A 24,155-nucleotide genomic window follows, 5' to 3' on the forward strand; every position below is an offset into this window, starting at 1 on the left:
AATGTCTCGACCACATGGGATCCCTCTGCCCAGTGCGCGTCGAAGTTCAGGTCCAGACGAAACAGGATCTGCTTTCGACGACGATTGGCAGAGTCAACCGCGTCCCAGGGAAGGCGCTCGACAGCTCACCGGAGCCGAGCGCGTACGAACCCTCGTAGAGTCCAACGCCTCAGTATCCCTCACTCTGCCGGGTGCTCACGACACGCACGAGCCCGACAGGTTCGGGACAGGAATGCCGGCCGCACGGACCGTCACTCCGGACGGGGACGTGATTCTCCTTGTGTCAGGGGAATCCGCGGCTGCCAGGGCAGCCGCTCACGCCCAGGACGACGACCTCACCGCCGTGATCGAGATCACGGATGTGGCGCCGGTGTCCGTGCCCCATCGTATCCGAGGGCGCGCGTGGCTGGCGGGCTGGCTCACTCCGGTGCGCGGGGCCGACCGCGCCGCCTGCGCCGCACTGCTCGCCGAGCGCCATCCGGTGGGCGAGCTGCTGGGCATGGGCGAAGCGCTCGAACCCGATCCCGAGCCCGGCCGCTTCGGCCGCCCCGCCTGGATGCTGCTGCGGCTGGAGGTCGGCGAGATCACCGTCGACGACCTGTGGGGCGCGGGACACGTGGACCCCGACGAGCTGGCCGGCGCCGAGCCGGACCCGATGGTGGCCCACGAGACCGAGCTGCTCCAGCACCTGTACGCCGACCACGCGGACCGGGTCCGCGAACTGTGCGGCCTGCTGGGCCCGCGCGGCGGCGACGGCGACGGCCTGGACGCGGTACCGCTCGCGCTGGACCGGCTCGGCCTGCGGGTCCGCTTCACCGGGGGCACCGGCGGCCCGTTCGACGCCCGCTTCGACTTCCCCACGCCGGTCCGCGACATCCGCGGACTGCGCCGGGCGATGCACACCCTGTTCGCCGCGGCCGGTCACTGACCCGGCGGGCAGGTGCCCAGCAGCTCCTGGAGCGCGAGCTTCTCGGGGGCCGTGACGGACAGCCGGTACTTGTGCTTGATGCCGGTGTAGCGGCGCGCGTACTCACACCAGTACTCCCGCCGCGGCGGCCGCCACTTGTCCGCGGTCCTGCTGCCCTTCTCCTGATTCGTCTGCTTGTCCACCGCGAGCAGCACGTCCAGGTCGTTGGCGTACTCCAGCCTGCGCTGCGGGGTCCAGGCGTACGCCCCCGCACGCCAGGCCGCGCCGAGCGCGACGACATGGTCCGTCTGGATCTGCGAGGCCCGCCGGTAGTAATAGGGCAGGACCTTCCCCGTATACGGATCGTGCAGCTCCCCGGACACCACGACACAGGGATCACGGTCACCCTCGCGCAGCTCGCTCAGATCCCGGCGCAGCACGTCGTCCCGGGTGTCACAGCCGTTGCGCCCGCCGACGGCATCGGTCTCGTCCGACCAGTCCTTGCCGAAGCTCTCGCGCTTGTACGTCTCCCAGTTCCTGCCCCACTCGACGGCGAGCCCCGCCAACTGCGCCCTGGCCTCGACCGCCCCGGGCGGAAACCCCACCCCGACGAGCGGCACCCGCGCGACCTGCTCCTGCCGGGCGTGCTGACACCCCCCGACCAGCAGCACCGCGGCGACCGCGAGCACACCCCCGGAACGCAGCCTCATGGGACGACCGTAGGCCGCACCCCCACCACGTGCACTTCCAGCGCACCGCGAGCAAAACCAGCCCCGCCGGCGTTTGAGGCGCCCCCGGAGGGCGGGGTCCGGGGCGGAGCCCCGAGCCCACAACCGCTCAGACCCCCCGCAGCCGCTCCCGCACCTTCTCCACCACATCCGCGTAACGCGCCTCCGCCCCATACCGCGTCGGCTCGTAATACCGCTTCCCATGAATCTCGTCCGGCGCATACTGCTGCGCCGCGATCCCCCCCGGCACGTCGTGCGGGTACACGTACCCCACCGCGTGCCCCAGCTTCGCCGCCCCCTTGTAGTGCCCGTCCCGCAGGTGCGCCGGCACCGCCCCCGTCAGCCCCGCCCGTACGTCGGCCAGCGCGGCCCCGATCGCGGTGGTCGCCGTGTTCGACTTCGGCGCCAGCGCCAGCGCGATCGTCGCGTGCGACAGGGTCAGCGCCGCCTCCGGGAAGCCGATCATCGCCACCGCCTGGGCGGCCGCGACGGCGGTCGGCAGGGCCGTCGGGTCGGCGAGGCCGATGTCCTCGCTCGCCGAGATCATCAGGCGGCGGGCGATGAACCGCGGGTCCTCGCCCGCCTCGATCATCCGGGCCAGGTAGTGCAGGGCCGCGTCGACGTCCGAGCCCCGGATCGACTTGATGAGGGCGCTGGCCACGTCGTAGTGCTGGTCGCCGTCCCGGTCGTACTTGACGGCCGCCCGGTCGACGGCCTCCTCCACCGTCTGGAGGGTGATCTCGGCCTCGCCCTTGGCGATGGCCGATCCGGCCCCCGCCTCCAGCGCGGTCAGCGCGCGCCGCGCGTCACCGCCCGCGATCCGCAGCAGGTGCGCCTCGGCGTCGGCGGGCAGGGTGACCGCCCCGCCCAGGCCGCGCTCCTCGGTGAGGGCCCGCCGCATCAGGGCGCTGAGATCGTCGTCGGTGAGCGGTTCGAGGGTGAGCAGCAGGGACCGGGAGAGCAGCGGGGAGATGATCGAGAAGTACGGGTTCTCGGTGGTCGCGGCGATGAGGGTGACCCAGCGGTTCTCGACGGCGGGGAGCAGGGAGTCCTGCTGGGCCTTGCTGAACCGGTGGATCTCGTCGAGGAAGAGGACGGTCTCCTTGCCGTATCCCCCGGCGGCGCGGCGGGCGCCCTCGATGACCGCGCGGACCTCCTTGACCCCGGCGGTGATCGCGGAGAGTTCCACGAACCGCTTCTGGGTGGCCTGGCTGACGACGTACGCCAGGGTGGTCTTCCCGATGCCGGGCGGCCCCCACAGGATCACCGAGGAGGCACCGGCCGGACCGCCCGCCCCTTCGCCGACCAGGCGGCGCAGCGGTGAGCCGGGCTTCAGCAGGTGCTGCTGGCCGACGACCTCGTCCAGGACGCGCGGGCGCATCCGGACGGCGAGCGGAGAACTCGACGGGTCTTTCTCCTGGCGGTCCTCGGCGGCTGCGGTGAAGAGGTCTGGTTCCACACCGGAAGCCTATGCGAGCCCACCGACAGCCCGGCCCGCGGTCAGGAGGTCCAGAAGTCCCACCAGCGCGTCAGGACCAGCATGCCGATGATCCCGACGTGCATCACGGGCAGCACCCAGGCGAACTCGCCGAGGAAGCTCCGCAGCCAGCCCGGCGCGGGCAGCAGGCGCTCGCGGACGTTGTGCGCGGTGACGTACCAGAAGAGGAAGATCGTCGCGACCCAGGCGAGGCAGCACCACAGGCACAGCGAGTTGATGCGGTAGAGCGACTGGTACATCAGCCAGGTGCAGAAGCCGACGCCGAAGAGGGCGCCCGCGTTGAGGGTGAGCCAGTACCAGGGGCGGAAGCGGGCACCGGCCAGCAGGCTCATGCCGACGCAGATGACGATCCCGTAGGCGACCAGTCCGAGCATCGGGTTCGGGAACCCGAAGGCGGACGCCTGGTCGCTGGTCATGATGTTGCCGCAGGAGACGATCGGGTTCAGGCTGCAGCCCGGCTTGAAGTTCGGGTCTTCCAGCAGCTTGAACTTGTCGATGGTGATCACCCAGGCGGCGAGCAGGCCCGCGGCTCCCGTGATCACCAGCAGCCAGGCCAGCGCCCTGCTGCCGCCGACGGTCCGCGGAACGTCACTACCGGTGGTGGTCGTCATACGGCCGCTCTCCCACGTGTGCGCAAGCAAGGTCGACAAGCAGGGGCCATTGTGCCGTACGGGGCCCCTTGCCCACCGTTCGATGGACATAAGTACGCCCCGCCCGAAGCCGGAGGCTTCGGGCGGGGCGTACCGGCGTCAGGCCAGCTTCGCGCGCACCGCGTCGACCACGTCGGCCAGGGCGACCGGGGTCTGCTCCCCGGACTCCATGTCCTTGAGCTGGACGATGCCCTCGGCGAGGTCACGGTCGCCCGCGACCACGGTGAAGCGCGCCCCGGACCGGTTGGCGTCCTTCATCGCACCCTTGAGGCCCTTGCCCCCGTAGGAGAAGTCCGCCGCGATCCCGGCCCGGCGCAGCTCGGTCACGGTGGCGAAGAGGGCGCGGCGCGCTTCTTCGCCCAGGGCCACCGCGAAGACCGAGGTGGCCGCCGGGAGGTCCAGCGCGACGCCCTCGGCCTCCAGGGCCAGCACCGTACGGTCCACGCCGAGCGCCCAGCCCACGGAGGGCAGCGCGGGGCCGCCGATCATCTCGGAGAGGCCGTCGTAGCGGCCGCCGCCGCCCACCGCGGACTGGGAGCCCAGACCGTCGTGGACGAACTCGAAGGTGGTCCGGGTGTAGTAGTCCAGACCGCGGACGAGCTTCTCGTCGTCCTCGAAGACCACTCCGGCCGCCGTCACCAGCGCCCGTACTTCCTCGTGGTACGCCTTGCAGGCGTCGCACAGGTAGTCGCGCAGTACCGGCGCGCCGACGAGCTGCTTCTGGACATCGGCCCGCTTGTCATCGAGCACGCGCAGCGGGTTGATCTCGGCCCGGCGGACGGTCTCCTCGTCCAGGTCGAGCCCGCCGAGGAAGGCCTGAAGCGCCTCCCGGTACACCGGGCGGCACTCCTTGTCGCCCAGTGAATTCAGCAGGATCCGGAAGTTGCGCAGGCCCAGCGAGCGGTACGCCTGGTCGGCGAGGATGATCAGCTCGGCGTCCAGCGCCGGGTCCTCGGCGCCGATCGCCTCGGCGCCGACCTGCGAGAAGTGGCGGTAGCGGCCCTTCTGGGACCGCTCGTAGCGGTAGTACGAGCCGGAGTACCAGAGCTTGACGGGCAGCAGGCCGGCCTTGTGCAGGCTGCCCTGGAGGGCCGCGCGCAGCACGGAGGCGGTGCCCTCGGGGCGCAGGGCGAGCTCGTCGCCGCCCTTCGTCGTGAGGGTGTACATCTCCTTGCTGACGATGTCGGTGGACTCGCCGACGCCGCGCGAGAACAGCTCGACGTTCTCGAAGCCGGGGGTCTCGACGTACCCGTAGCCCGAGTTCTTCAGCGGCGCGGCGATCGCCTCGCGCACCGCCAGGAAGCTGGCGGAGCGGGGGGGCAGCAGGTCGTACGTGCCCTTGGGGGCCTGAAAAGTACTCACGAAACTCGTCACATTCCTCGTCGTGGAGCGGGGCCCGCTCCGTGGCCGGCGGCGACTTCCCTCAGGTAGGGGTTGGTCGCGCGCTCGCGGCCGATGCTGGTCTGGGGACCGTGGCCGGACAGCACCACCGTCGAGTCGTCGAGCGGCAGGCACACGCGGGCCAGCGATTCGAGCATCTCGGCGTGGGAGCCGCCGGGCAGGTCGGTGCGTCCGACGGAGCCGGCGAAGAGCAGGTCGCCCGAGAAGAACACCGACGGAATGTCCGCGGCTTCCGGGACCTGGAAGGTCACCGACCCCTTCGTATGCCCCGGCGCGTGCGCGACGGTGAACTCCAGACCGGCCAGGCTCAGCTTGGCGCCGTCGGTCAGCTCGCGGACGTCGTCCGGCTCGCCCACGGTGATCTCGCCCATGAGCGGCATCCCGATGGAGCGGCCGAGGGCCTTCTCCGGGTCGCTCATCATGTAGCGGTCCCGCGGGTGGATCCAGGCGGGGACGTCGTGCGCTCCGCACACGGGGACCACCGAGGCCACGTGGTCGATGTGGCCGTGGGTGAGGACGACCGCGACGGGCTTGAGCCGATGCTTCTTCAGCGTCTCCTCGACACCCTGGGCGGCCTGGTGGCCCGGGTCGATGATGACGCACTCCTCACCCACGGCGGGGGCGACCAAGTAGCAGTTGGTCCCCCAGGCCCCGGCGGGGAACCCGGCAATCAGCACGTTCGTCCTCAATCGTCAGGTGGGGTTGATGCAGATCAGAGCCTACCGGCGACGCTCATCGCACAGCGAACCCATATACGGTACGGCCTCAGCGGTTCCTAGCGGTTCCTACAGCCTTACAGCCCACAGCCCCACTGCAACGAGGAGACAGACCCGGTGGTCACGAGCGATCAGCGGCGGCGCCAGCTCGCCAGGGAGAAGTTCGAACGTCAGCAGGAGCGCAGGGCCAAGGCCCGGCAGAAGGCCCGCAGACGCACCGCGGTGGTCGGCGCGGCCGCGGCCGTGGTGATCGCGGTGCTGGTCGGCCTGACGGTGGGAGGCGTGTTCGACTCCAAGAAGGACACGAAGGACGCCGCCGCGCAGCCGTCGGCCTCGCCGACGCCCCCCGCGCCGAAGTCGTCCCCGTCGCCGGCCATGGCCATCGACGCCAAGGCGAAGTACACCTTCTCCCTCAAGACCGGCGAGGGCGAGATCAAGATCGACATGGACGCGGCGAAGACCCCGCAGACCGTGAACTCGTTCAAGTCGCTCGCGGACAAGGGCTTCTTCGACAACACCAAGTGCCACCGTCTGACCACCGAGGGGATCTTCGTCCTCCAGTGCGGTGACCCCGAGGGCACCGGCAAGGGCGGCCCCGGCTACACGATCGCGGACGAGAACCTGGACGCGCTCGGCAAGGCGGACCAGAACGGCCAGGTCGTCTACCCGGCCGGCACGGTCGCGATGGCCAACACCGGCCAGCCCGGCTCCGGCGGCAGCCAGTTCTTCCTGGTCTACAAGGACAGCCCGCTGGCGCCCACTTACACCCCCTTCGGGAAGATGGACGCCGCCGGTCTGAAGATCGTCGAAGACGTGGCCAAGGAGGGTGTCGCCGACGGCGACAAGGCTCCCGCGCCGAAGAAGCCGGTGACGATCGAGAAGGCCGCGGTCACCCAGAACTAGCGGGAACGGACGTCCGCGACCGGCGAGATTCCGTCGTGCTGGATGCGGACAGCCGGGGCGGCGGTCGCCTATGTTGGCGTTGTGCGGGGCGGGCGCTGCCCGCCCTTGGAAACTGTGGACGATGCCAGGGGGCGAACACCCCCGCAGGCATCATGTGGAGGAGGCGCTGTGAGCAGCGACCCGTGGGGCCGCGTCGACGAGACGGGCACCGTGTACGTGCGTACTGCCGATGGCGAACAGGTCGTCGGCTCCTGGCAGGCGGGCACCCCTGAGGAGGCCCTGGCCTACTTCGAGCGCAAGTACGAGGGCCTGGTGGTCGAGATCGGCCTGCTCGAACGGCGGGTACGGACCACCGATCTGTCCTCCAAGGACGCGACGACGGCGATCGGCCACCTGCGTACGCAGGTCGACGAGCACCACGCGGTGGGCGACCTCGCCGCGCTGCGGGTGCGCCTCGACAAGCTGGTCGCGACCGTGGACTCGCGTCGCGAGGAGCGCAAGGCCCAGAAGGCGAAGCAGACCGACGAGGCCCGCGTCGCCAAGGACAAGCTGGTCGCCGAGGCCGAGGAGCTGGCGCAGAGCGACCAGTGGCGCAGCGCCGGCGAGCGGCTGCGGGCGCTCGTGGACACCTGGAAGGCGCTGCCGCGCCTGGACCGCAAGTCGGACGACGAGCTGTGGCACCGCTTCTCGCACGCCCGCTCCGCCTTCTCCAAGCGGCGCAAGGCGCACTTCGCGTCCCTGGACGCGCAGCGCGAGGACGCGCGCAAGGCCAAGGAGAAGCTGGTCGCCGAGGCGGAGTCGCTGTCGAAGTCGACCGACTGGGGTCCGACGGCCGCCCGCTACCGCGAGCTGATGTCCGACTGGAAGGCCGTCGGGCGGGCGCAGCGCGAGTCCGAGGACGACCTGTGGAACCGTTTCCGCGGGGCGCAGGACGTTTTCTTCGCGGCGCGCGGCGAGGTGTTCGCGGAGCGCGACGCCGAGCAGGACGAGAACCTCAAGCTCAAGGAGGAGCTGGCCGACGAGGCCGAGAAGCTCCTTCCGATCACGGACCTGAAGGCGGCGCGGGCCGCGTTCCGTTCCCTGAACGAGCGCTGGGAGGCCATCGGCCACGTACCGCGTGACGCCCGGCCGAAGGTCGAGGGCCGGATGCACACGGTCGAGCGGGCCCTGCAGGAGTCCGAGGAGACCGAGTGGCGCCGGACGAACCCGGAGGCGCGTGCGCGCGCCGCGGGTCTGACCGGTCAGCTGCAGGCGGCCGTGGACAAGCTGCGCGGCCAGATCGACGCGGCGCGCGCCGCGGGCAACAACGCGAAGGCCGACAAGCTGGCGCGTGAGCTGGAGGGCCGTCAGGCCCTGCTGGACCAGGCGCTCAAGGGCCTGGAGGAGTTCGGCGGCTGAGGATGCACCCTCGGCATGAAGAGGGCCCCGGTACGCGTCGTGCGTACCGGGGCCCTTCGCGTGTCCGTGCCCGCGGCTACGGGCGGCGGGCCGAGGTCACGCGGTAGACGTCGTAGACGCCCTCCACGCCACGTACGGCCTTCAGGACGTGGCCCAGGTGCTTCGGGTCGCCCATCTCGAAGGTGAAGCGCGAGGTGGCGACGCGGTCGCGGGAGGTCTGGACGGCGGCCGACAGGATGTTCACGTGCTGGTCCGAGAGGACCCGGGTGACGTCCGAGAGCAGCCGGGACCGGTCCAGCGCCTCGACCTGGATGGCGACCAGGAAGACGGAGGACTGGGTGGGCGCCCATTCGACCGCGAGGATCCGCTCGGGCTGCTGCGAGAGCGAGTCGACGTTGACGCAGTCGGCCCGGTGAACCGATACGCCGCTGCCGCGCGTGACGAATCCGATGATCGGGTCGCCGGGCACCGGCGTGCAGCAGCGCGCCAGCTTCACCCAGACGTCGTCGACGCCCTTGACGACCACGCCCGGGTCGGCGTTCTTGCGGCGCGTGCCGCGGCTGCGCGAGGGCGGGACGCTCTCCTCGATGTCCTCGTTGGCCGCGTCCTCGCCGCCGAGGGCCTGGACCAGCTTCTGTACGACGCCCTGCGCGGCCACGTGGCCCTCGCCGATCGCCGCGTACAGGGAGGAGATGTCGGGGTAGCGCATCTCGTGGGCGAGGGTGACGAGCGAGTCACCGGTGAGGATGCGCTGGATCGGCAGGTTCTGCTTGCGCATGGCCCGCGCGATGGCGTCCTTGCCCTGCTCGATGGCCTCGTCCCGGCGCTCCTTGGAGAACCAGGCGCGGATCTTGTTGCGGGCGCGCGGGGACTTGACGAAGCCCAGCCAGTCGCGGGACGGGCCCGCGCCTTCGGCCTTGGAGGTGAAGACCTCGACCAGGTCGCCGTTGTCGAGGGTCGATTCGAGCGGCACGAGCCGTCCGTTGACCCGTGCTCCTATGGTGCGGTGACCGACCTCGGTGTGGACGGCGTACGCGAAGTCCACCGAAGTGGCGCCCGCGGGCAGGGCGATGACATCGCCCTTGGGCGTGAAGACGAAGACCTCGTTGCGCGAGAGGTCGAAGCGCAGCGAGTCGAGGAACTCGCCCGGGTCCTCGGTCTCCTTCTGCCAGTCGAGCAGCTGGCGCAGCCAGGCCATGTCGTTGACCGTGTCGTGGCCGGCGCTGCCCTTGGCGGCCTGCGGGACGTCGGTGCGGACCTTCGAGGTGCCGGCGACGGTCTGCTGCTTGTACTTCCAGTGCGCGGCGATTCCGTACTCGGCGCGGCGGTGCATGTCGAACGTACGGATCTGCAGCTCGACGGGCTTGCCGCTGGGGCCGATGACCGTCGTGTGCAGCGACTGGTACATGTTGAACTTGGGCATCGCGATGTAGTCCTTGAACCGGCCGGGGACCGGGTTCCATCGCGCGTGCACGGTGCCGAGGGCGGCGTAACAGTCCCGGACGGTGTCCACGAGGACCCGGATGCCGACCAGGTCGTAGATCTCCGCGAAGTCGCGCCCGCGCACGATCATCTTCTGGTAGACGCTGTAGTAGTGCTTGGGGCGGCCGGTGACGGTGGCCTTGATACGGGCGGCGCGCAGGTCGCTCTGCACCTCGTCGGTGACGATGGTGAGGTACTCGTCCCGCTTGGGCGCGCGCTCGGCGACGAGGCGGACGATCTCGTCGTACATCTTGGGGTAGAGGATCGCGAAGGCGAGGTCCTCCAGTTCCCACTTGATGGTGTTCATGCCCAGGCGGTGGGCCAGCGGAGCGTAGATCTCCAGCGTCTCGCGGGCCTTCTTCTCCTGCTTTTCCCGCTTGAGGTAGCGCATGGTGCGCATGTTGTGCAGGCGGTCGGCGAGCTTGATGACCAGGACGCGGGGGTCCTTGGCCATGGCCACGACCATCTTGCGGACGGTCTCGGCCTGCGCCGCCTCGCCGAACTTGACCCGGTCGAGCTTGGTGACGCCGTCCACGAGGAGCGCGACGGCGTCGCCGAAGTCGCGTCTGAGCTGCTCCAGGCCGTACTCCGTGTCCTCCACGGTGTCGTGGAGGAGACCGGCCATCAGGGTGGCGGGGTCCATGCCCAGCTCGGCGAGGATGGTCGTCACCGCGAGCGGGTGGGTGATGTACGGGTCGCCGCTCTTGCGCTTCTGGCCGCGGTGCCAGCGCTCGGCGACCTGGTAGGCCTGCTCGATCTGGCGGAGGGTGGCCGTCTCGATCTTCGGGTCGTTGCTGCGGACTATGCGCAGCAGGGGTTCCAGGACCGGGTTGTACGGGTTGGAACGCTGCACGCCCAGCCGGGCGAGCCGGGCGCGCACCCGGTTGGAGGATCCGCCGCCGGGCTTCGCGGGCGCGGGGCGGGCCGGGGCCGCCGGGGCCGGTGCGGGTGCCGGTGCGGGGGCCGGGGGCGGCGTGGGTGCGGCGGCCGCCGCGGGCTGCTCGGGCTGGCCCTGCGGGTCGGGCTGCGCGGCGGAGAGTGGCTGGACCTCGTCTGGCAAGAGCGCTCCTCATGCGGATCCGGGGCCCGGTCAGGTCCGGATAACCCATGGTAGCGAGGCTTGCGCCCCCTCGTCCGCCCCGCCCACCCTCCGGACCCCGCCCGAACCCGCCCGCCCCGGCGCGAGTACGAGTACGGGTGGGGGTGCGGGAGTGCGGGAGTGCGGGTGCGGCCCGGCGGGCCTGTGCCTCCGGCGGCGCCTCAAACGCCGGCGAGGCTGGATTGGCCCCCTGCCCCCACGCCGGTCAAGACCAGCCTCGCCGGGCAAAATCAGCCCCGCCGGCGTTTGAGGCGCCGCCGGAGGCAACCGGCAGGCCCGGCCGCACACGCACCGGCACGGGCCCGCGGGCCGGGGTGCCGACCCCGGGCAAAATCAGCCCCGCCGGCGTTTGAGGCGCCGCCGGAGGCAACCAGCAGGCCCGCCGGGCCGCACACGCACCGGCAGCCGTACCGGCGGAGTCGCCCCGGGAACGCCGGAGCGGCGGGCCCCCGGTGAAGGGGACCCGCCGCTCCGGCGTGGGGAAGGGCTCAGACCACGATCAGGGCGTCCAGCGGCGCCCCGGCGAGGGACGGTTCCAGGCGGGCGCGGCCCGGGAGGAACGACAGCTCCATCAGGACCGCGACCCCGGCCACCTCGGCCCCGGCCCGCCGGATCAGTTCCAGCGAGGCTTCGGCCGTACCACCGGTGGCCAGCACGTCGTCGATGACCATGACCCGGTCCCCCGGCGCCAGATCCTCCGCGTGGACCTCGATCTCCGCGGTGCCGTACTCCAGCTCGTACGACTGCGCCAGGGTCGCCCCGGGCAGCTTGCCGGCCTTGCGGACCGGCACGAAGCCGATGCCGGACCGGACGGCGGCCGGAGCCGCCAGGATGAACCCGCGCGCCTCCAGCCCGACGATCTTCGTCGCGCCACGGGCCTCGCACAGCCCGGCCAGCGCCTCCGTCAGCGCGGAGAACGCCTTGGGGTCCGCCAGCAGCGGGGTGATGTCCTTGAACATCACGCCCGGCTTCGGGTAGTCCGGTACGTCCTTGATCCGGCTGAGCAGCAGCTCGTACACGCCGTCGGGCAGGACCACGGGCTGGACGCTCATCGGCGCCGCCCCGACGCTCGCCCGCCGCGGCCCTGGGCCACGACCTCGGTGCCGTCGCCCGGCTCCTCGGTGAAGTCGTCAGGCGACTCCCCCTTGGCCTCGGCGGCCGCCCGCTTGGCGAGCACCCGCTTCTTGAGGGCCTTCATCGCCGGCTCGCGCTCCTTGAGGTCGACGACCAGCGGGGTCGCGATGAAGATCGAGGAGTACGCACCGGCCGCGAGGCCGACGAACAGCGACAGCGAGATGTCGTTGAGCATGCCCGCGCCCAGGAAGCCGCCGCCGATGAACAGCAGCGCGCCGACCGGGAGCAGCGCCACGACGGTGGTGTTGATCGAGCGGACCAGGGTGCCGTTGATGCTGCGGTTGGCGATCTCGCTGAAGGTCCAGCGGGTCTGCTTGGTGATGTCCTTCGAGCCCTCCTTGAGACCGTCGAAGACGACGACGGTGTCGTAGAGGGAGTAACCGAGGATGGTCAGCAGACCGATCACGGTGCCCGGGGTGACCTCGAAGCCGACGAGCGCGTACACGCCGACGGTGATGGTGAGGTCGTGGATCAGGGCGACGAGCGCGGCGACGGCCATCCGCCACTCAAAGGCGATCGCGAGGTAGATCACCACGAGGATCATGAAGACGCCGAGGCCGGTCCAGGCCTTGTTGGCGATCTCCTCGCCCCAGCTCGCGCCGACCTGGTCCGAGTTGATGTCCGCCGCGTTGACCTTGAGGTCGGTGGCGAGCTGCTTCTTCACCGCGGTGGAGGCGTCGGGGTCCAGGTCGGAGATCTGGATCCGCAGGCCGCCGGTGCCCAGCTTCTGCACGAGCGCCTCGTGGCCGGAGGCCTTCGCGGCGGAATCGGTGGCCTTGGCGACCGAGGCGGACGTCTTCGGGGTGGTGAAGACGGCACCGCCGCGGAACTCGATGCCCATGTTGAGGCCCTGTACGGCCAGGGCAACGATCGCCGTGATGGTGATCAGGATGGAAACGCCGTACCAGAGGAAACGCTTGCCGACGAAGTCGTATCCGACCTCACCGCGGTACAGCCTGGCGCCGAGATCTCCCAGCTTCGACATCTCTCACGCCTCCTTTGCGTCGATGGGGGCGGAGACTGCGGCGGCGTTCGCGCCGGAACCGGAAGCGGAACCGGTGCCGGTGCCGGTGCCGGTACGACGGGTCCGGCGCAGCGGCGGCTTGGCGCCGAGCCGCTTCGGGTCCAGGCCGGACCACGGGTGGCCGCTGGAGAAGAACTTCGTGCGCGCCAGCAGGGTCATGACCGGCTTGGTGAAGAGGAACACCACGACCACGTCGAGCAGGGTGGTCAGACCCAGGGTGAAGGCGAAGCCCTGCACCTTGCCGACGGTGACGATGAACAGCACCGCGGCGGCCAGGAACGACACGAAGTCGGAGACCAGGATGGTGCGCCGGGCGCGCGGCCAGGCGCGCTCGACGGCCGGACGCAGGGTGCGGCCCTCGCGGATCTCGTCGCGGATGCGTTCGAAGTAGACGATGAACGAGTCCGCGGTGATGCCGATGGCGACGATCGCACCGCAGACGGCGGGCAGGTTCAGCGCGAAGCCGATGGCCTTCCCGAGCAGCGCCATGATCGTGTAGGTGAGGACGCCGGACACCATGAGGCTGATGATCGCGATGAACGCCAGACCCCGGTAGTAGGCCAGCAGGTAGATCACGACGAGGGCGAGGCCGATGGCTCCGGCGATGAGGCCGGCCTTCAGCTGCTCGCCGCCGAGCGCGGCGGTCACGGTGGTGACGTTGTCCTCCTGGAAGGACAACGGCAGGGCGCCGTACGAGAGCATGTTGCCCAGGTCCTGCGCGGTCTGCTGGGTGAAGCCGCCGGAGATCTCGGCGCTGCCGCCGGTCAGTGCCTGGCTGACGTACGGGTCCGAGACGACCTCGTTGTCGAGGACGATCGCGAACTGGTTCTGCGGGGACTGCTTGGTCGCCAGCTCACCGGTGATCTTGGCGAACTTGCTGGCGCCCTTGTCGGTGAACTGCATGGTGACGATCCACTGGCCGCGCTGGGTGTCGACGACACCCTTCGCGTCCTTGACGTCCTTGCCGTCGACACCGGCCGGACCCAGCAGCCACTTGCCCCAGGTGCCGCCGCGCTTGCCGCAGGCGAGCGTGGCGTCAGTGGGCTTGACGCCCAGGCCGACGTTCGCGCGCTGCTTCTCGTCGGTGCAGTCGAGCGCGATGAACTTCGCCTGCAGGTCGGCGACCGCCGCGTCCGCGCCCGAGGGGGCGGGAGCCGACGGGGTCGGCGCCTTGTCGTCTGCCTTCTTCGACTCGCTCGCCGAAGGCGTGGGAGTGGGGCTGCCGGTGGCCATCAGGGCCTCGGGTACGGCGCGGCCCTGGGAAGTGGCGCTGGACGACGGGGTGGGCGAGGCGCTCTTGTCGCCACTGGCCTTCGGGGCACCGGAGGTGCTCGGCGAGGGCGACGGGCTGCCGGAGGCGCCCGTGGACGGAGTGGGCTGGGGGGCGATCGGCTTGCCGTCCGCGAAGGCGAGCACGGGGCGGAAGTACAGCTGCGCCGTCGTGCCGACCTGGTCGCGCGCCTGCTTCTCGTTCGTCCCCTTGGGGATGTTCACGATGATGTGGTCGCGGCCCTGGGTCTGGACCTCGGCCTCCGACACACCGAGACCGTTGACGCGGCGCTCGATGATGCCGACCGCCGTGTTCATGTTGGTCTCGTTGATCGCGCCCGGCTTGCCGGGTTCGCTCTTGGCCTTGAGCGTGATGCTCGTACCGCCCGCGAGGTCGATGCCAAGCCGGGGAGTCGTCTGACCGGTCAGGAACATCCCCGCGGTGAGCGCCACCATCGCGATCAGGATGATGGCCAGGGCACGCCCCGGCCTCCCCTGAGCCCCCGTGGGCCGCCGGCCCTTCTTCGGTGCTGCCACCTTGTCGTATCTCCCTGTCCAACCGCCCCGCGCCGGGTCAGCGCGCAGACGGCCACGAAATGTGTGTGGGGACCCCTGCCCCCCGCAGAATCGGGTCACTGAAGGGGACCGCCGCGGCCGCCGGTCAGGCGTCGTGCGGTCCCCCGCCGAGCGCTACTTGGCGCCGGCCTCGCCGTCGGTCTTGCCGTCGGTGTCCTCGGCCGCCTTCTCGTCCTTCTTGCCCAGGTCGAGCTTGGGGGCTTCCGCCTGGTCGGCGTCGGCGGGCTCGTCCTTGAGCAGCGAGGACGCGTCGTCCGGGACGACCGGCGTGTCGATGTTCAGATCATCGGCGGTGCCGTGGACGATGCGGTTGTACTCGTCGTCCTCCAGGACGGCGCCGATGGCGTTCTTCGCGTAGACCGCGTGGACGCCCGGGGCCACTTCCAGGGTGACGGTGTCGTCACCGATCTCCTTCACCGTGGCGTACATGCCACCGATGGTGCGCACGCCGGAGCCGGGGCCCAGCTGGTCGCGCATGGACGCCGCCGCCTGCTGCTTCTTCTTGGCGGAACGCGTCATCAGGAACATCGCCCCGATGAGCACGACGAACGGGAGGAAGGTCAAGAGGCTACTGTTCACGGGACGAAGATCCTTCGCACGACCGCACGGGAAGCGGCCTTTTTCTACGGGGGGTGGGCAGCCGGCCGTTACGGCCAGCATCGGCGGAGTCTAGGCGAGTCCACACCGATGGAACAACGCCCAGCATGGCACCGCAGTTCCTGACCCGGCGAACCTCCGCGCCGTCAGGCCCCGAACAAGCCACCCTGTCCGGCCGATCCGGTCCCGGGCCGGGCCGGCGGTACGAGCCCCAGGTGAGCCCATGCGGCGGGCGTCGCCACGCGTCCCCGGGGCGTCCGCGCGAGCAGGCCCTCCCGCACCAGGAAGGGCTCGGCGACCTCCTCGACGGTCTCCCGCTCCTCCCCCACCGCGACCGCGAGGGTCGACAGTCCCACCGGACCGCCGCCGAACAGCTTGAGCAGCGCCTCCAGCACGGCCCGGTCCAGCCGGTCCAGTCCGCGCTCGTCCACCTCGTACACCTTCAGGGCGGTCGCGGACACCTCGCGGTTGATCACCCCGTCCGCGCGGACCTGGGCGTAGTCGCGGACCCGGCGCAGCAGCCGGTTCGCGATGCGCGGCGTGCCCCGGGAGCGGCCGGCGATCTCGGCGGCGCCCGCGGTGTCGATCTCCACGTCGAGCAGGCGCGCGGAGCGGTGGATGACCCGTTCCAGCTCCTCGGGCGCGTAGAACTCCATGTGCCCGGTGAAACCGAAGCGGTCGCGCAGCGGCGGCGGCAGCAGCCCGGCCCGGGTGGTCGCGCCGACGAGGGTGAAGGGCGGCAGTTCCAGCGGGATGGCGGTCGCGCCCGGCCCCTTGCCGACGATGACGTCGACGCGGAAGTCCTCCATGGCCATGTAGAGCATTTCCTCGGCGGGCCGCGACATCCGGTGGATCTCGTCGAGGAAGAGGACCTCGCCCTCCTGGAGGGAGGAGAGGATCGCGGCGAGGTCGCCCGCGTGCTGGATGGCGGGGCCGGAGGTGATCCGGATCGGGGCGCCCATCTCGGCCGCGATGATCATCGACAGGGTGGTCTTGCCGAGGCCGGGCGCGCCGGAGAGCAGCACGTGATCGGCGGTGGCCCCGCGCTGACGGGCCGCCTTGAGGACCAGGTCGAGCTGCTGGCGCACCTTCTCCTGGCCGACGAACTCCCCGAGGTCCTTGGGGCGCAGGGCCGCCTCGACCGCGCTGTCCTCGCCGTCGGCGGCGGCCGCGACGATCCGGTCCGGCTCGTCGTCCGTGCGGAAGTCGTCGTCCTCGCGGAAGTCGCTCTCGTCGTACCCGTTCACGGTGTCTGTCTGCCTTCTCGGTCTGTGCGGTGCGCGCGGCGCGTACGTGGTCGGGGGCCTCGCCCGGGGTGTCAGCGGGCGCGGTTCAGGGTCTGCAGGGCGGCGCGCAGCAGCTGCGGGACGGGGGCCGGGCCACCGGCGGCGAGGGCTTCCTCGGCCTGCGGGGTCACCGCGGACACCGCCTCTTCCGCCTCGCGGGAGGCATAGCCCAGACCGATCAGGGCGGCCTGGAGCTGCTCCGTCCACGGCGCGGGTCCGGCGGCCGCCGCGGCCCGCTGCGCCCCGACCAGGGCGCCGGTGCCCAGCGGCTGGCCCAGCTTGTCCTTGAGCTCCAGCAGCAGCTTCTGGGCGCCCTTCTTGCCGATGCCGGGCACCGCCATCAGGGATTTCTCGTCCCCGGTGGAGACGGCGAGGCGCAGCGCGTCCGGGCTGTGCACGCCGAGCATGGCCTGGGCGAGGCGCGGACCGACCCCGCTCGCGGTCTGGAGCAGCTCGAAGACCTGCCGCTCGTCGTCGTCCGCGAAGCCGTACAGGGTCAGCGAGTCCTCCCGGACGACCAGGGAGGTCGCGAGCTTCGCTTCCTTGCCCAGGCGCAGTCCGGCGATGGTGCCGGGCGTGCAGTGCACGGCCATGCCCACGCCGCCGACCTCGATGACGGCCGTGGTGGGGGCGAGCGCGGCGACGGCGCCGCTGACGAAGGCGATCATCGGGTACGGCCTTTCAGGGCGTTCGGAGCGTTGGCGGCATGGGCCGCGGCGTGCAGGGCCACGGCCTGCTGGAGCCGGTTCTGGGCGGGGGCGCGCCAGATGTGGCAGATGGCGAGGGCGAGCGCGTCGGCCGCGTCGGCGGGCTTGGGGGGCGCGTCGAGCCGTAGCAGCCGGGTCACCATGGCCCCGACCTGCGCCTTGTCGGCGCGGCCGCTGCCGGTGACGGCGGCCTTGACCTCACTGGGGGTGTGCAGGACGACGGGCAGTCCGCGGCGGGCGGCGCAGAGCATGGCCACCGCGCTGGCCTGGGCGGTGCCCATGACGGTGCTGACGTTGTGCTGGCTGAAGACGCGTTCGACGGCGACCACCTCGGGCCGGTGTTCGTCGAGCCAGGCCTCCAGTCCGGCCTCGATGGCGACCAGCCGGTGGCCGATGTCGGCGTCCGCCGGGGTCCGTACGACGCCGACGCCGAGCATCGTCAGGGGCCGCCCCGCCACCCCTTCGACGACGCCGACACCGCACCGGGTCAAGCCGGGGTCCACCCCAAGCACACGCACCTGGCCCCCTCCCCCTTTGCGGCTAAACCGCCGCCGCTCTCGCGGAGGTGGTACCTCGCCGTCGTGGCTGCTCAATTGATGGTTGCGGTCGTCAGACTAATCGCTGCCTCTGACAACGCAGCGGGCCGACGGGGTGTGTCCCCCGTCGGCCCGCTGCTCCACACTGTGAGCGGTCTACGCCTCTCAGGCGTCGACCGCCTCCATGACCTCGTCGCTGACGTCGAAGTTGGCGAAGACGTTCTGCACGTCGTCGCTGTCCTCCAGCGCGTCGATCAGCTTGAAGATCTTGCGCGCGCCCTCTTCGTCCAGCTCGACCTGCATGGTCGGCAGGAAGTTCGAGTCGGCCGAGTCGTAGTCGATGCCGGCCGTCTGGAGGGCGGTACGGACCGCGACCAGGTCGGTGGCCTCGCTGATGATCTCGAACTGCTCGCCGAGGTCGTTGACCTCTTCGGCACCCGCGTCGAGGACCGCGTCGAGGACGTCGTCCTCGCTCAGCTCGCCCTTGGGCAGCAGGACGACGCCCTTGCGGTTGAACAGGTACGAGACCGAACCCGGGTCGGCCATGGAGCCGCCGTTGCGGGTCATGGCGACGCGCACGTCCGAGGCGGCACGGTTGCGGTTGTCGGTGAGGCACTCGATGAGCACCGCGACACCGTTCGGGCCGTAGCCTTCGTACATGATCGTTTCATAATCGGCGCCGCCCGCTTCGAGACCGGCACCGCGCTTGAGCGCGGAGTCGATGTTCTTGTTCGGGACGGAGCTCTTCTTGGCCTTCTGAACGGCGTCGAAGAGCGTCGGGTTGCCGTCGAGGTCGGCGCCGCCGGTACGCGCCGCGACCTCGATGTTCTTGATCAGCTTCGCGAAGAGCTTGCCGCGCTTGGCATCGATCACGGCCTTCTTGTGCTTCGTCGTAGCCCATTTAGAGTGGCCGGACATCTGCCTGTCTCCTTCGCGTAACCAACGGTGTTCGCCACAGATCCTACCGGGACTCCTCCCGGGAGCGGATCAGGACCCCGCGCGCACCATGTCCACGAAGTACGCGTGCACCCGGTGGTCGCCGGTCAGCTCCGGATGGAAGGACGTGGCCAGCACATTGCCCTGGCGTACGGCGACGGTGTGGCCGTCGTACGTCGCGAGGACCTCGGCGGCGGCGCCGACCGATTCGACCCAGGGTGCGCGGATGAAGACGCCCTCGACCGGGCCGCCCGCTATGCCGGCGAAGTCGATGGAGGCCTCGAAGGACTCGTTCTGACGGCCGAAGGCGTTGCGGCGGACGATCATGTCGATCCCGCCCAGCGTCTCCTGGTCGTCACGGCCGCCGAGCAGCTTGTCCGCGAGCATGATCATGCCGGCACAGGTGCCGTAGACCGGCATCCCGGCCCGCACGCGCTCGCGCAGCGGCTCCAGCATGCCGAACAGAACAGCGAGCTTCGACATGGTCGTCGACTCGCCGCCGGGGATCACCAGGGCGTCGACCTCGGCGAGCTCCTCGGGGCGCCGGACCGGCCTGGCCACGGCGTCCGCCGAGGCCAGGGCGATCAGGTGCTCCCGTACGTCGCCCTGGAGTGCCAGGACGCCGATGACCGGGGGATTGTTCATGGGTGGAGTGCCTTACCAGCCGCGGTTGGCGTAGCGCTCGGACTCGGGGAGGGTGTCGCAGTTGATGCCGACCATGGCCTCGCCCAGGTTGCGGGACGCGTCCGCGATGATCTTCGGGTCGTCGTAGAAGGTGGTGGCCTTCACGATGGCGGCGGCGCGCTTGGCCGGGTCGCCCGACTTGAAGATGCCGGAGCCGACGAAGACGCCCTCGGCACCGAGCTGGCGCATCAGCGCGGCGTCCGCGGGGGTGGCGACGCCACCGGCGGAGAACAGCACCACGGGGAGCTTGCCGAGCTCGGCGACCTCCTTGACCAGCTCGTACGGGGCGCGCAGGTCCTTGGCGGCGGCGTACAGCTCGTTGTTGTCGAAGCCGCGCAGGCGGGCGATCTCGTTCTTGATCTGGCGCAGGTGGCGGACGGCCTCGACGACGTTGCCGGTGCCGGCCTCGCCCTTCGAGCGGATCATGGCCGCACCCTCGGCGATGCGGCGCAGGGCCTCGCCCAGGTTGGTGGCGCCGCAGACGAAGGGGGTGGTGAAGGCGAACTTGTCGCTGTGGTTGACCTCGTCGGCCGGGGTCAGGACCTCGGACTCGTCGATGTAGTCGACGCCGAGGGACTGGAGCACCTGGGCCTCGACGAAGTGGCCGATGCGGGACTTCGCCATGACCGGGATGGAGACGGCCTCGATGATCTCTTCGATCATGTTCGGGTCGGACATGCGGGCGACCCCGCCGTCCTTGCGGATGTCGGCCGGAACCCGCTCCAGGGCCATGACGGCCACGGCGCCCGCGTCCTCGGCGATCTTCGCCTGCTCGGCGTTGACCACGTCCATGATCACGCCGCCCTTGAGCTGCTCGGCCATGCCCCGCTTGACGCGCGCGGTGCCGGTCTCGGGGTTCTGCGGGGTGTGGGAAAGCGTGCTCACGGCGGTGACCTCACTCGGAGAAAGACGGGCTACTGCACTGAGCAAACCCTTCCGACCAGTCCACTGCAAGGGCCAATGCACAGCCGGTGGCCTGTCCCGCCCGCTCGGCCCAGTGGCCGCACGGGATCGGCCACCGCGGTTCAGGGGTGGCCCAGGGGGCCTCTAGGGGCGGTCCGCGAGGAAGACCGGGGGCTCGTCGTCCATCTCGAAGGCGAGCGGGAAGGGGGCATGACCGGCCAGCCGGAACCAGCGGACCTTGCGGTGGCGGCGCAGGGCGCGCGCCGCGCGGACGGCGTCGTTGTGGAAGCGCCGGGCCATCGGAACCCTGCGTACGGCGGCCGCCAGCTCCTCCGCGGCGACCTCGCCGCCGGGGGCCCGCTTGAGTTCCTCAACCTGATCGGCGTCCTCGAAGACCGCCCGCAGCGCCTGGGACAGCTCGCTTTCGGCCACCTCGCGGTGCTCCTCCTCCGCCTGGCGGGCGCCGTGCGCGGCCTCGTACAGCACGAGGGAGGACGCGGGGTCCAGTACGCCGGAGGTGGCCACCTCCAGGACCACCGAGGCCCGCCGGACGAGCTGTGCGTCGAGGGCGGCCCGGGCGGCGTCCATCCGCGAGTGGAGCCGGTCGAGACGGCCGGCGGTCCAGCTGAGGTAGACCCCGATGACGCCGAGCGCCAGGGCGATCCATACGAGGGTTTCGATCACGGGCGGCGACTTTACCCGGCCTGCGCCGTCCCCCCGCCCGAATCCGGGCGGGGGCGGAGAGCGGGGATCAGGAGAACGACGACGGGGTGGCGCCGCGGGTCAGGCCGAAGCGGGCGCGCAGGCCGACGCGTTCGTCCGTGGCCACGGAGGCCGCGCCGTCCGTCACCGTCTCGTACACGGCCAGGATGTCCGCCCCGACCGTCGACCAGTCGAAGCGGCGTACGTGGGCGGAGCCGCGGGCGCTCAGGGCGGCCCGCCGCGCGGGGTCCCGGAGCAGGGCGATCGCGCCCGCCGCGAGCGCGTCGGCGTCCTCGTTGGCGAACAGTTCGCCCGCCGCGCCCTTGTCCAGGACCTGGGCGAAGGCGTCGAGGTCGGAGGCGAGCACCGGGGCCCCGGCCGAGAGCGCCTCGACCAGGATGATGCCGAAGCTCTCGCCGCCGGTGTTGGGGGCGACGTACACGTCGACGCTCCGCAGCAGCCGCGCCTTGTCCTCGTCGGAGACCATGCCGAGGAACTCCACCCGCGCGCGCAGGGCCGGCGGCAGCGAGGCCACCGCCTCTTCCTCGTCGCCGCGGCCGGCGACCAGCAGCCGTACGTCCGGGCAGGCCTCCACGATCTTCGGGAAGGCGGCCATCAGCACCGGCATGCCCTTGCGCGGTTCGTCGATGCGGCCGATGAAGCCGAGGGTGGCGCCCTGCCACTCGGGCTTCGGCTCGGCGCGGGCGAAGAAGCCGACGTCGACGCCGTTGGGGATGACGACGGCGTCTCCGCCGAGGTGTTCCACCAGCGTGCGCCGGGCGTACTCGCTCACCGCGATCCGCGCGCTGATCTTCTCCAGCGCGGGCTGCAGGATGGGGTACGCGGCGATCATGGCTCGCGAGCGCGGGTTCGAGGTGTGGAAGGTGGCCACGATCGGGCCCTGGGCCGCCCAGCAGGAGAGCAGGCCGAGCGAGGGCGAGGTCGGTTCGTGGATGTGGATGACGTCGAAGGTGCCCTCGTGCAGCCAGCGGCGCACCCGGGCGGCCGAGATGAAGCCGAAGTTCAGCCGGGCCACGGAACCGTTGTAGGGCACCGGCACCGCGCGTCCCGCCGAGACCACGTAGGGCGGCAGCGGGGTGTCCTCGTCCGCAGGGGCGAGCACGGACACCTGGTGGCCGCGGTCGATCAGGTGTTCGGCCAGGTCGCGGATGTGGAACTGGACGCCGCCGGGGACGTCCCAGGAGTACGGGCACACGATGCCGATCTTCATCCGGCCCCCTCCCCGCGGTCCGCCGCCCGGTGGGGTTCCCGGGGTTCGAGGTCGTCCAGCCACAGGCGCTGCAGCATGTGCCAGTCCTCGGGGTGCTCGGCGATCCCGGCGGCGAAGGCGTCGGCCACGGCCTGGGTCATCGCCGTCGTCTTCTCGTCCCTGGTGCCGGTCCCGGGCACCTGGACGGGCGGGTGGAAGCGGCCCCGCATCACGGGCGCCTCCTCGTACCAGAGCGTCACCGGCACCAGCAGCGCGCCGGTCTGCTGCGCGAGCAGCGCGGGACCGGCGGGCATCCGGGCCGTGGAGCCGAAGAAGTCCACCTCGACGCCGGAGGAGGACAGGTCGCGGTCGGCGACCAGGCAGATCAGTCCGCCCGAGCGCAGCCGGCGGGCGAGGGTGCCGAAGGCGGCGCCGCCGCTGTGCGGCAGCACCTCCATGCCGAGGCTCTCGCGGTAGGCGACGAACCGGTCGTAGAGGCTCTCGGGCTTGAGGCGCTCGGCGACCGTGGTGAACGGGATGCCGTGGTGGCTGGTGACCCAGGCCCCGGCGAGGTCCCAGTTGGCCAGGTGCGGCAGGGCGATGATCACACCGTTGCCGGCCGCCATGCCGTCGAGCAGGATCTGCTCGTCGGCCAGGCCGACCTCCCGGCCGAAGCGTTCCTTGTCCATCGCGGGCAGCCGGAAGGATTCCATCCAGTAGCGCATGTACGAGCGCATGCCCGCCCGGGACAGCTCCCGCAGCCGCTGCGGCCCCGCGTCCGGCACCACCCGGGCCAGGTTCGCCTCCAGCCGCAGCACGCTCTTGCCGCGCCGCTTCCAGGCACGGTCCGCGATGGTGCGTCCGAGGGCGACCGCCACCGGCTCCGGCAGCTTCTTCACGCCGGCCCAGCCGAGCCCGAAGACGCCGTCCGTGAGCCGGTCCGTCAGGGCGCCCATCAGGCGGCGCCGCCTTCGGCGGCTGCCGCGGCCGCGTCGGCCTCGGCGGCCTCGCGGCGCACGGTCACCACGCGCTGGATCAGCGTGACCAGCGAACCGACCGCCACCACCCAGAGCGCGACCGGCAGCAGCACCCCGATCCACGAGGGCACGCCGAAGGTCTCCAGGCCCGACAGACCGGCCGCGACCAGCGTGATCACCAGGCGTTCGGCGCGCTCGATGAGCCCGTTGACGGCCACCGGCAGTCCGATCGCCTCGCCGCGGGCCTTGGTGTACGAGACCACCTGGCCGCTCGCCAGGCAGAAGATGGCCACGGCGCACAACATGTTGTCGTGGCCCGATCCGGCGTACCAGAGCGCCAGGCCGCCGAAGATCGCGGCGTCCGCCACCCGGTCCAGCGTCGAGTCCAGGAACGCGCCCCACCGGCTGGAGACTCCGGCCTGCCGCGCCATGTTCCCGTCGACCAGGTCGGAGAACACGAAGAGGGTGATCGTGATCGTGCCCCAGAAGAACTCTCCCCGTGGGAAGAAGACCAGCGCTCCGGCCATCACTCCGGCCGTGCCGATCAGGGTGACCGCGTCCGGGCTCACCCCCCGACGGAGCAGAAACGCGGCGAACGGTGTGAGGACACGCGTAAAGAATGCACGCGCGTACTTGTTCAGCATGGCCTTCCCAGGGGGTCGCTGGGCCGCACGGCCACCACGGCCACCGGCTGGCCCATCGTAGCCAGCGCCCGGGGCCCGTACCGCCGCGCACCCACCGTGGGGCCCCGGCAATACCCGGATCGCGCCACACGGGCCCTTCGCCGGGGGTGGCCGGGTACGACGTATGGACGCAGTGTGACGCCAGTGCA

General features: G+C 71.1%; 23 protein-coding genes. 3 read left to right on the forward strand and 20 right to left on the reverse strand.

Annotated elements, in window-relative coordinates; translation table 11 throughout:
* Position 1 precedes the first annotated feature (1 nt).
* Positions 2 to 928: a DUF2470 domain-containing protein gene (locus OHS33_RS06745; RefSeq protein ID WP_443065252.1), complete on the forward strand. Its 927-nt coding sequence runs from the start codon at positions 2 to 4 to the stop codon at positions 926 to 928.
* Here OHS33_RS06745 and OHS33_RS06750 read toward each other — a convergent pair.
* The 5 genes from OHS33_RS06750 to OHS33_RS06770 form a co-directional block, all read right to left on the reverse strand.
* Positions 922 to 1,617 (reverse strand): HNH endonuclease family protein, encoded by a 696-nt coding sequence (locus OHS33_RS06750; protein ID WP_330329464.1) that lies wholly within the window; start codon positions 1,615 to 1,617, stop codon positions 922 to 924. The two genes, OHS33_RS06745 and OHS33_RS06750, sit on opposite strands and share 7 nt — an antisense overlap.
* 127 nt (positions 1,618 to 1,744) lie before the next feature.
* Complete coding sequence (locus tag OHS33_RS06755) at positions 1,745 to 3,094, reverse strand: replication-associated recombination protein A (protein ID WP_330329465.1); 1,350 nt, start codon at positions 3,092 to 3,094, stop codon at positions 1,745 to 1,747.
* Between the two features lie 41 nt (positions 3,095 to 3,135).
* The gene (locus tag OHS33_RS06760; RefSeq protein ID WP_330329466.1) at positions 3,136 to 3,744 is read right to left on the reverse strand and encodes a vitamin K epoxide reductase family protein; all 609 of its coding nucleotides are present in this window, start codon (positions 3,742 to 3,744) and stop codon (positions 3,136 to 3,138) included.
* A 138-nt stretch (positions 3,745 to 3,882) separates the two neighbouring features.
* Complete coding sequence (gene hisS / locus OHS33_RS06765) at positions 3,883 to 5,145, reverse strand: histidine--tRNA ligase (protein WP_330329467.1); 1,263 nt, start codon at positions 5,143 to 5,145, stop codon at positions 3,883 to 3,885.
* Positions 5,146 to 5,153: 8 nt separating this feature from the next.
* Positions 5,154 to 5,861, reverse strand: coding sequence for an MBL fold metallo-hydrolase (locus OHS33_RS06770; protein WP_330329468.1), 708 nt, complete (start codon positions 5,859 to 5,861; stop codon positions 5,154 to 5,156).
* A gap of 156 nt (positions 5,862 to 6,017) precedes the next feature.
* Here OHS33_RS06770 and OHS33_RS06775 point away from each other — a divergent pair, with 156 nt between their 5' ends.
* Together OHS33_RS06775 and OHS33_RS06780 are read left to right on the forward strand one after the other, a co-directional pair.
* Positions 6,018 to 6,803, forward strand: a complete 786-nt coding sequence (locus OHS33_RS06775) for a peptidylprolyl isomerase (RefSeq protein ID WP_330329469.1) — start codon at positions 6,018 to 6,020, stop codon at positions 6,801 to 6,803.
* A gap of 168 nt (positions 6,804 to 6,971) precedes the next feature.
* Positions 6,972 to 8,201, forward strand: a complete 1,230-nt coding sequence (locus OHS33_RS06780; protein WP_330329470.1) for a DUF349 domain-containing protein — start codon at positions 6,972 to 6,974, stop codon at positions 8,199 to 8,201.
* 76 nt (positions 8,202 to 8,277) lie between these two features.
* Here the strand turns inward: OHS33_RS06780 and OHS33_RS06785 are convergent, their stop codons facing one another.
* The 15 genes from OHS33_RS06785 to pgsA all read right to left on the reverse strand — a co-directional run bounded on the left by OHS33_RS06785 (position 8,278) and on the right by pgsA (position 23,967).
* A complete protein-coding gene (locus OHS33_RS06785) occupies positions 8,278 to 10,743 on the reverse strand; it encodes a RelA/SpoT family protein (protein ID WP_330329471.1) in 2,466 nt (821 codons plus the stop codon).
* A 527-nt stretch (positions 10,744 to 11,270) separates the two neighbouring features.
* Positions 11,271 to 11,834 carry an adenine phosphoribosyltransferase gene (locus OHS33_RS06790; protein WP_330329472.1) on the reverse strand — a complete coding sequence of 188 codons (564 nt, stop codon included), beginning with the start codon at positions 11,832 to 11,834 and terminating at the stop codon, positions 11,271 to 11,273.
* Positions 11,831 to 12,901: a protein translocase subunit SecF gene (gene secF, locus OHS33_RS06795; RefSeq protein WP_330329473.1), complete on the reverse strand. Its 1,071-nt coding sequence runs from the start codon at positions 12,899 to 12,901 to the stop codon at positions 11,831 to 11,833. Before secF ends, OHS33_RS06790 begins: the two co-directional genes overlap by 4 nt.
* Positions 12,902 to 12,904: 3 nt before the next feature.
* Positions 12,905 to 14,746: a protein translocase subunit SecD gene (gene secD, locus OHS33_RS06800; protein WP_330329474.1), complete on the reverse strand. Its 1,842-nt coding sequence runs from the start codon at positions 14,744 to 14,746 to the stop codon at positions 12,905 to 12,907.
* A 153-nt stretch (positions 14,747 to 14,899) separates the two neighbouring features.
* Positions 14,900 to 15,364, reverse strand: a complete 465-nt coding sequence (gene yajC, locus OHS33_RS06805) for a preprotein translocase subunit YajC (protein ID WP_330329475.1) — start codon at positions 15,362 to 15,364, stop codon at positions 14,900 to 14,902.
* Positions 15,365 to 15,528: 164 nt separating this feature from the next.
* Positions 15,529 to 16,560 (reverse strand): Holliday junction branch migration DNA helicase RuvB, encoded by a 1,032-nt coding sequence (gene ruvB / locus OHS33_RS06810; RefSeq protein WP_330334933.1) that lies wholly within the window; start codon positions 16,558 to 16,560, stop codon positions 15,529 to 15,531.
* A 140-nt stretch (positions 16,561 to 16,700) separates the two neighbouring features.
* Positions 16,701 to 17,336 (reverse strand): Holliday junction branch migration protein RuvA, encoded by a 636-nt coding sequence (ruvA, locus tag OHS33_RS06815; protein ID WP_330329476.1) that lies wholly within the window; start codon positions 17,334 to 17,336, stop codon positions 16,701 to 16,703.
* Entirely contained in the window at positions 17,333 to 17,893 is a 561-nt protein-coding gene (gene ruvC, locus OHS33_RS06820) for a crossover junction endodeoxyribonuclease RuvC (RefSeq protein WP_330329477.1), read from the reverse strand. Before ruvC ends, ruvA begins: the two co-directional genes overlap by 4 nt.
* Before the next feature lie 183 nt (positions 17,894 to 18,076).
* Positions 18,077 to 18,829 carry a YebC/PmpR family DNA-binding transcriptional regulator gene (locus tag OHS33_RS06825; protein WP_330329478.1) on the reverse strand — a complete coding sequence of 251 codons (753 nt, stop codon included), beginning with the start codon at positions 18,827 to 18,829 and terminating at the stop codon, positions 18,077 to 18,079.
* Between the two features lie 69 nt (positions 18,830 to 18,898).
* Complete coding sequence (gene pdxT / locus OHS33_RS06830; RefSeq protein ID WP_330329479.1) at positions 18,899 to 19,492, reverse strand: pyridoxal 5'-phosphate synthase glutaminase subunit PdxT; 594 nt, start codon at positions 19,490 to 19,492, stop codon at positions 18,899 to 18,901.
* Between the two features lie 12 nt (positions 19,493 to 19,504).
* A complete protein-coding gene (pdxS, locus tag OHS33_RS06835) occupies positions 19,505 to 20,416 on the reverse strand; it encodes a pyridoxal 5'-phosphate synthase lyase subunit PdxS (RefSeq protein ID WP_330329480.1) in 912 nt (303 codons plus the stop codon).
* A 162-nt stretch (positions 20,417 to 20,578) separates the two neighbouring features.
* A complete protein-coding gene (locus tag OHS33_RS06840; protein WP_330329481.1) occupies positions 20,579 to 21,118 on the reverse strand; it encodes a hypothetical protein in 540 nt (179 codons plus the stop codon).
* Positions 21,119 to 21,185: 67 nt separating this feature from the next.
* Positions 21,186 to 22,367, reverse strand: coding sequence for a glycosyltransferase family 4 protein (locus OHS33_RS06845; protein WP_330329482.1), 1,182 nt, complete (start codon positions 22,365 to 22,367; stop codon positions 21,186 to 21,188).
* A complete protein-coding gene (locus OHS33_RS06850; protein WP_330329483.1) occupies positions 22,364 to 23,302 on the reverse strand; it encodes a phosphatidylinositol mannoside acyltransferase in 939 nt (312 codons plus the stop codon). The genes OHS33_RS06845 and OHS33_RS06850 overlap by 4 nt, the downstream gene beginning before the upstream one ends.
* On the reverse strand, positions 23,302 to 23,967 hold the full coding sequence (pgsA, locus tag OHS33_RS06855; protein ID WP_330329484.1) for a phosphatidylinositol phosphate synthase: 666 nt from the start codon (positions 23,965 to 23,967) through the stop codon (positions 23,302 to 23,304). Before pgsA ends, OHS33_RS06850 begins: the two co-directional genes overlap by 1 nt.
* Between the last annotated feature and the right edge of the window lie 188 nt (positions 23,968 to 24,155).

It is taken from the genome of Streptomyces sp. NBC_00536, from assembly GCF_036346295.1.
In the GTDB taxonomy this organism is placed as follows: domain Bacteria; phylum Actinomycetota; class Actinomycetes; order Streptomycetales; family Streptomycetaceae; genus Streptomyces.

Coding starts and splice junctions, on each gene's coding strand:
- OHS33_RS06845 (WP_330329482.1), bottom strand. CDS start 22,367: ATGAAGATCGGCATCGTGTGCCCGTACTCCTGGGACGTCCCCGGCGGC.
- OHS33_RS06850 (WP_330329483.1), bottom strand. CDS start 23,302: ATGGGCGCCCTGACGGACCGGCTCACGGACGGCGTCTTCGGGCTCGGC.
- pgsA (WP_330329484.1), bottom strand. CDS start 23,967: ATGCTGAACAAGTACGCGCGTGCATTCTTTACGCGTGTCCTCACACCG.
- secF (WP_330329473.1), bottom strand. CDS start 12,901: ATGTCGAAGCTGGGAGATCTCGGCGCCAGGCTGTACCGCGGTGAGGTC.
- ruvA (WP_330329476.1), bottom strand. CDS start 17,336: ATGATCGCCTTCGTCAGCGGCGCCGTCGCCGCGCTCGCCCCCACCACG.
- OHS33_RS06760 (WP_330329466.1), bottom strand. CDS start 3,744: ATGACGACCACCACCGGTAGTGACGTTCCGCGGACCGTCGGCGGCAGC.
- OHS33_RS06750 (WP_330329464.1), bottom strand. CDS start 1,617: ATGAGGCTGCGTTCCGGGGGTGTGCTCGCGGTCGCCGCGGTGCTGCTG.
- OHS33_RS06745 (WP_443065252.1), top strand. CDS start 2: ATGTCTCGACCACATGGGATCCCTCTGCCCAGTGCGCGTCGAAGTTCA.
- pdxT (WP_330329479.1), bottom strand. CDS start 19,492: ATGAACAATCCCCCGGTCATCGGCGTCCTGGCACTCCAGGGCGACGTA.
- OHS33_RS06790 (WP_330329472.1), bottom strand. CDS start 11,834: ATGAGCGTCCAGCCCGTGGTCCTGCCCGACGGCGTGTACGAGCTGCTG.
- OHS33_RS06825 (WP_330329478.1), bottom strand. CDS start 18,829: ATGTCCGGCCACTCTAAATGGGCTACGACGAAGCACAAGAAGGCCGTG.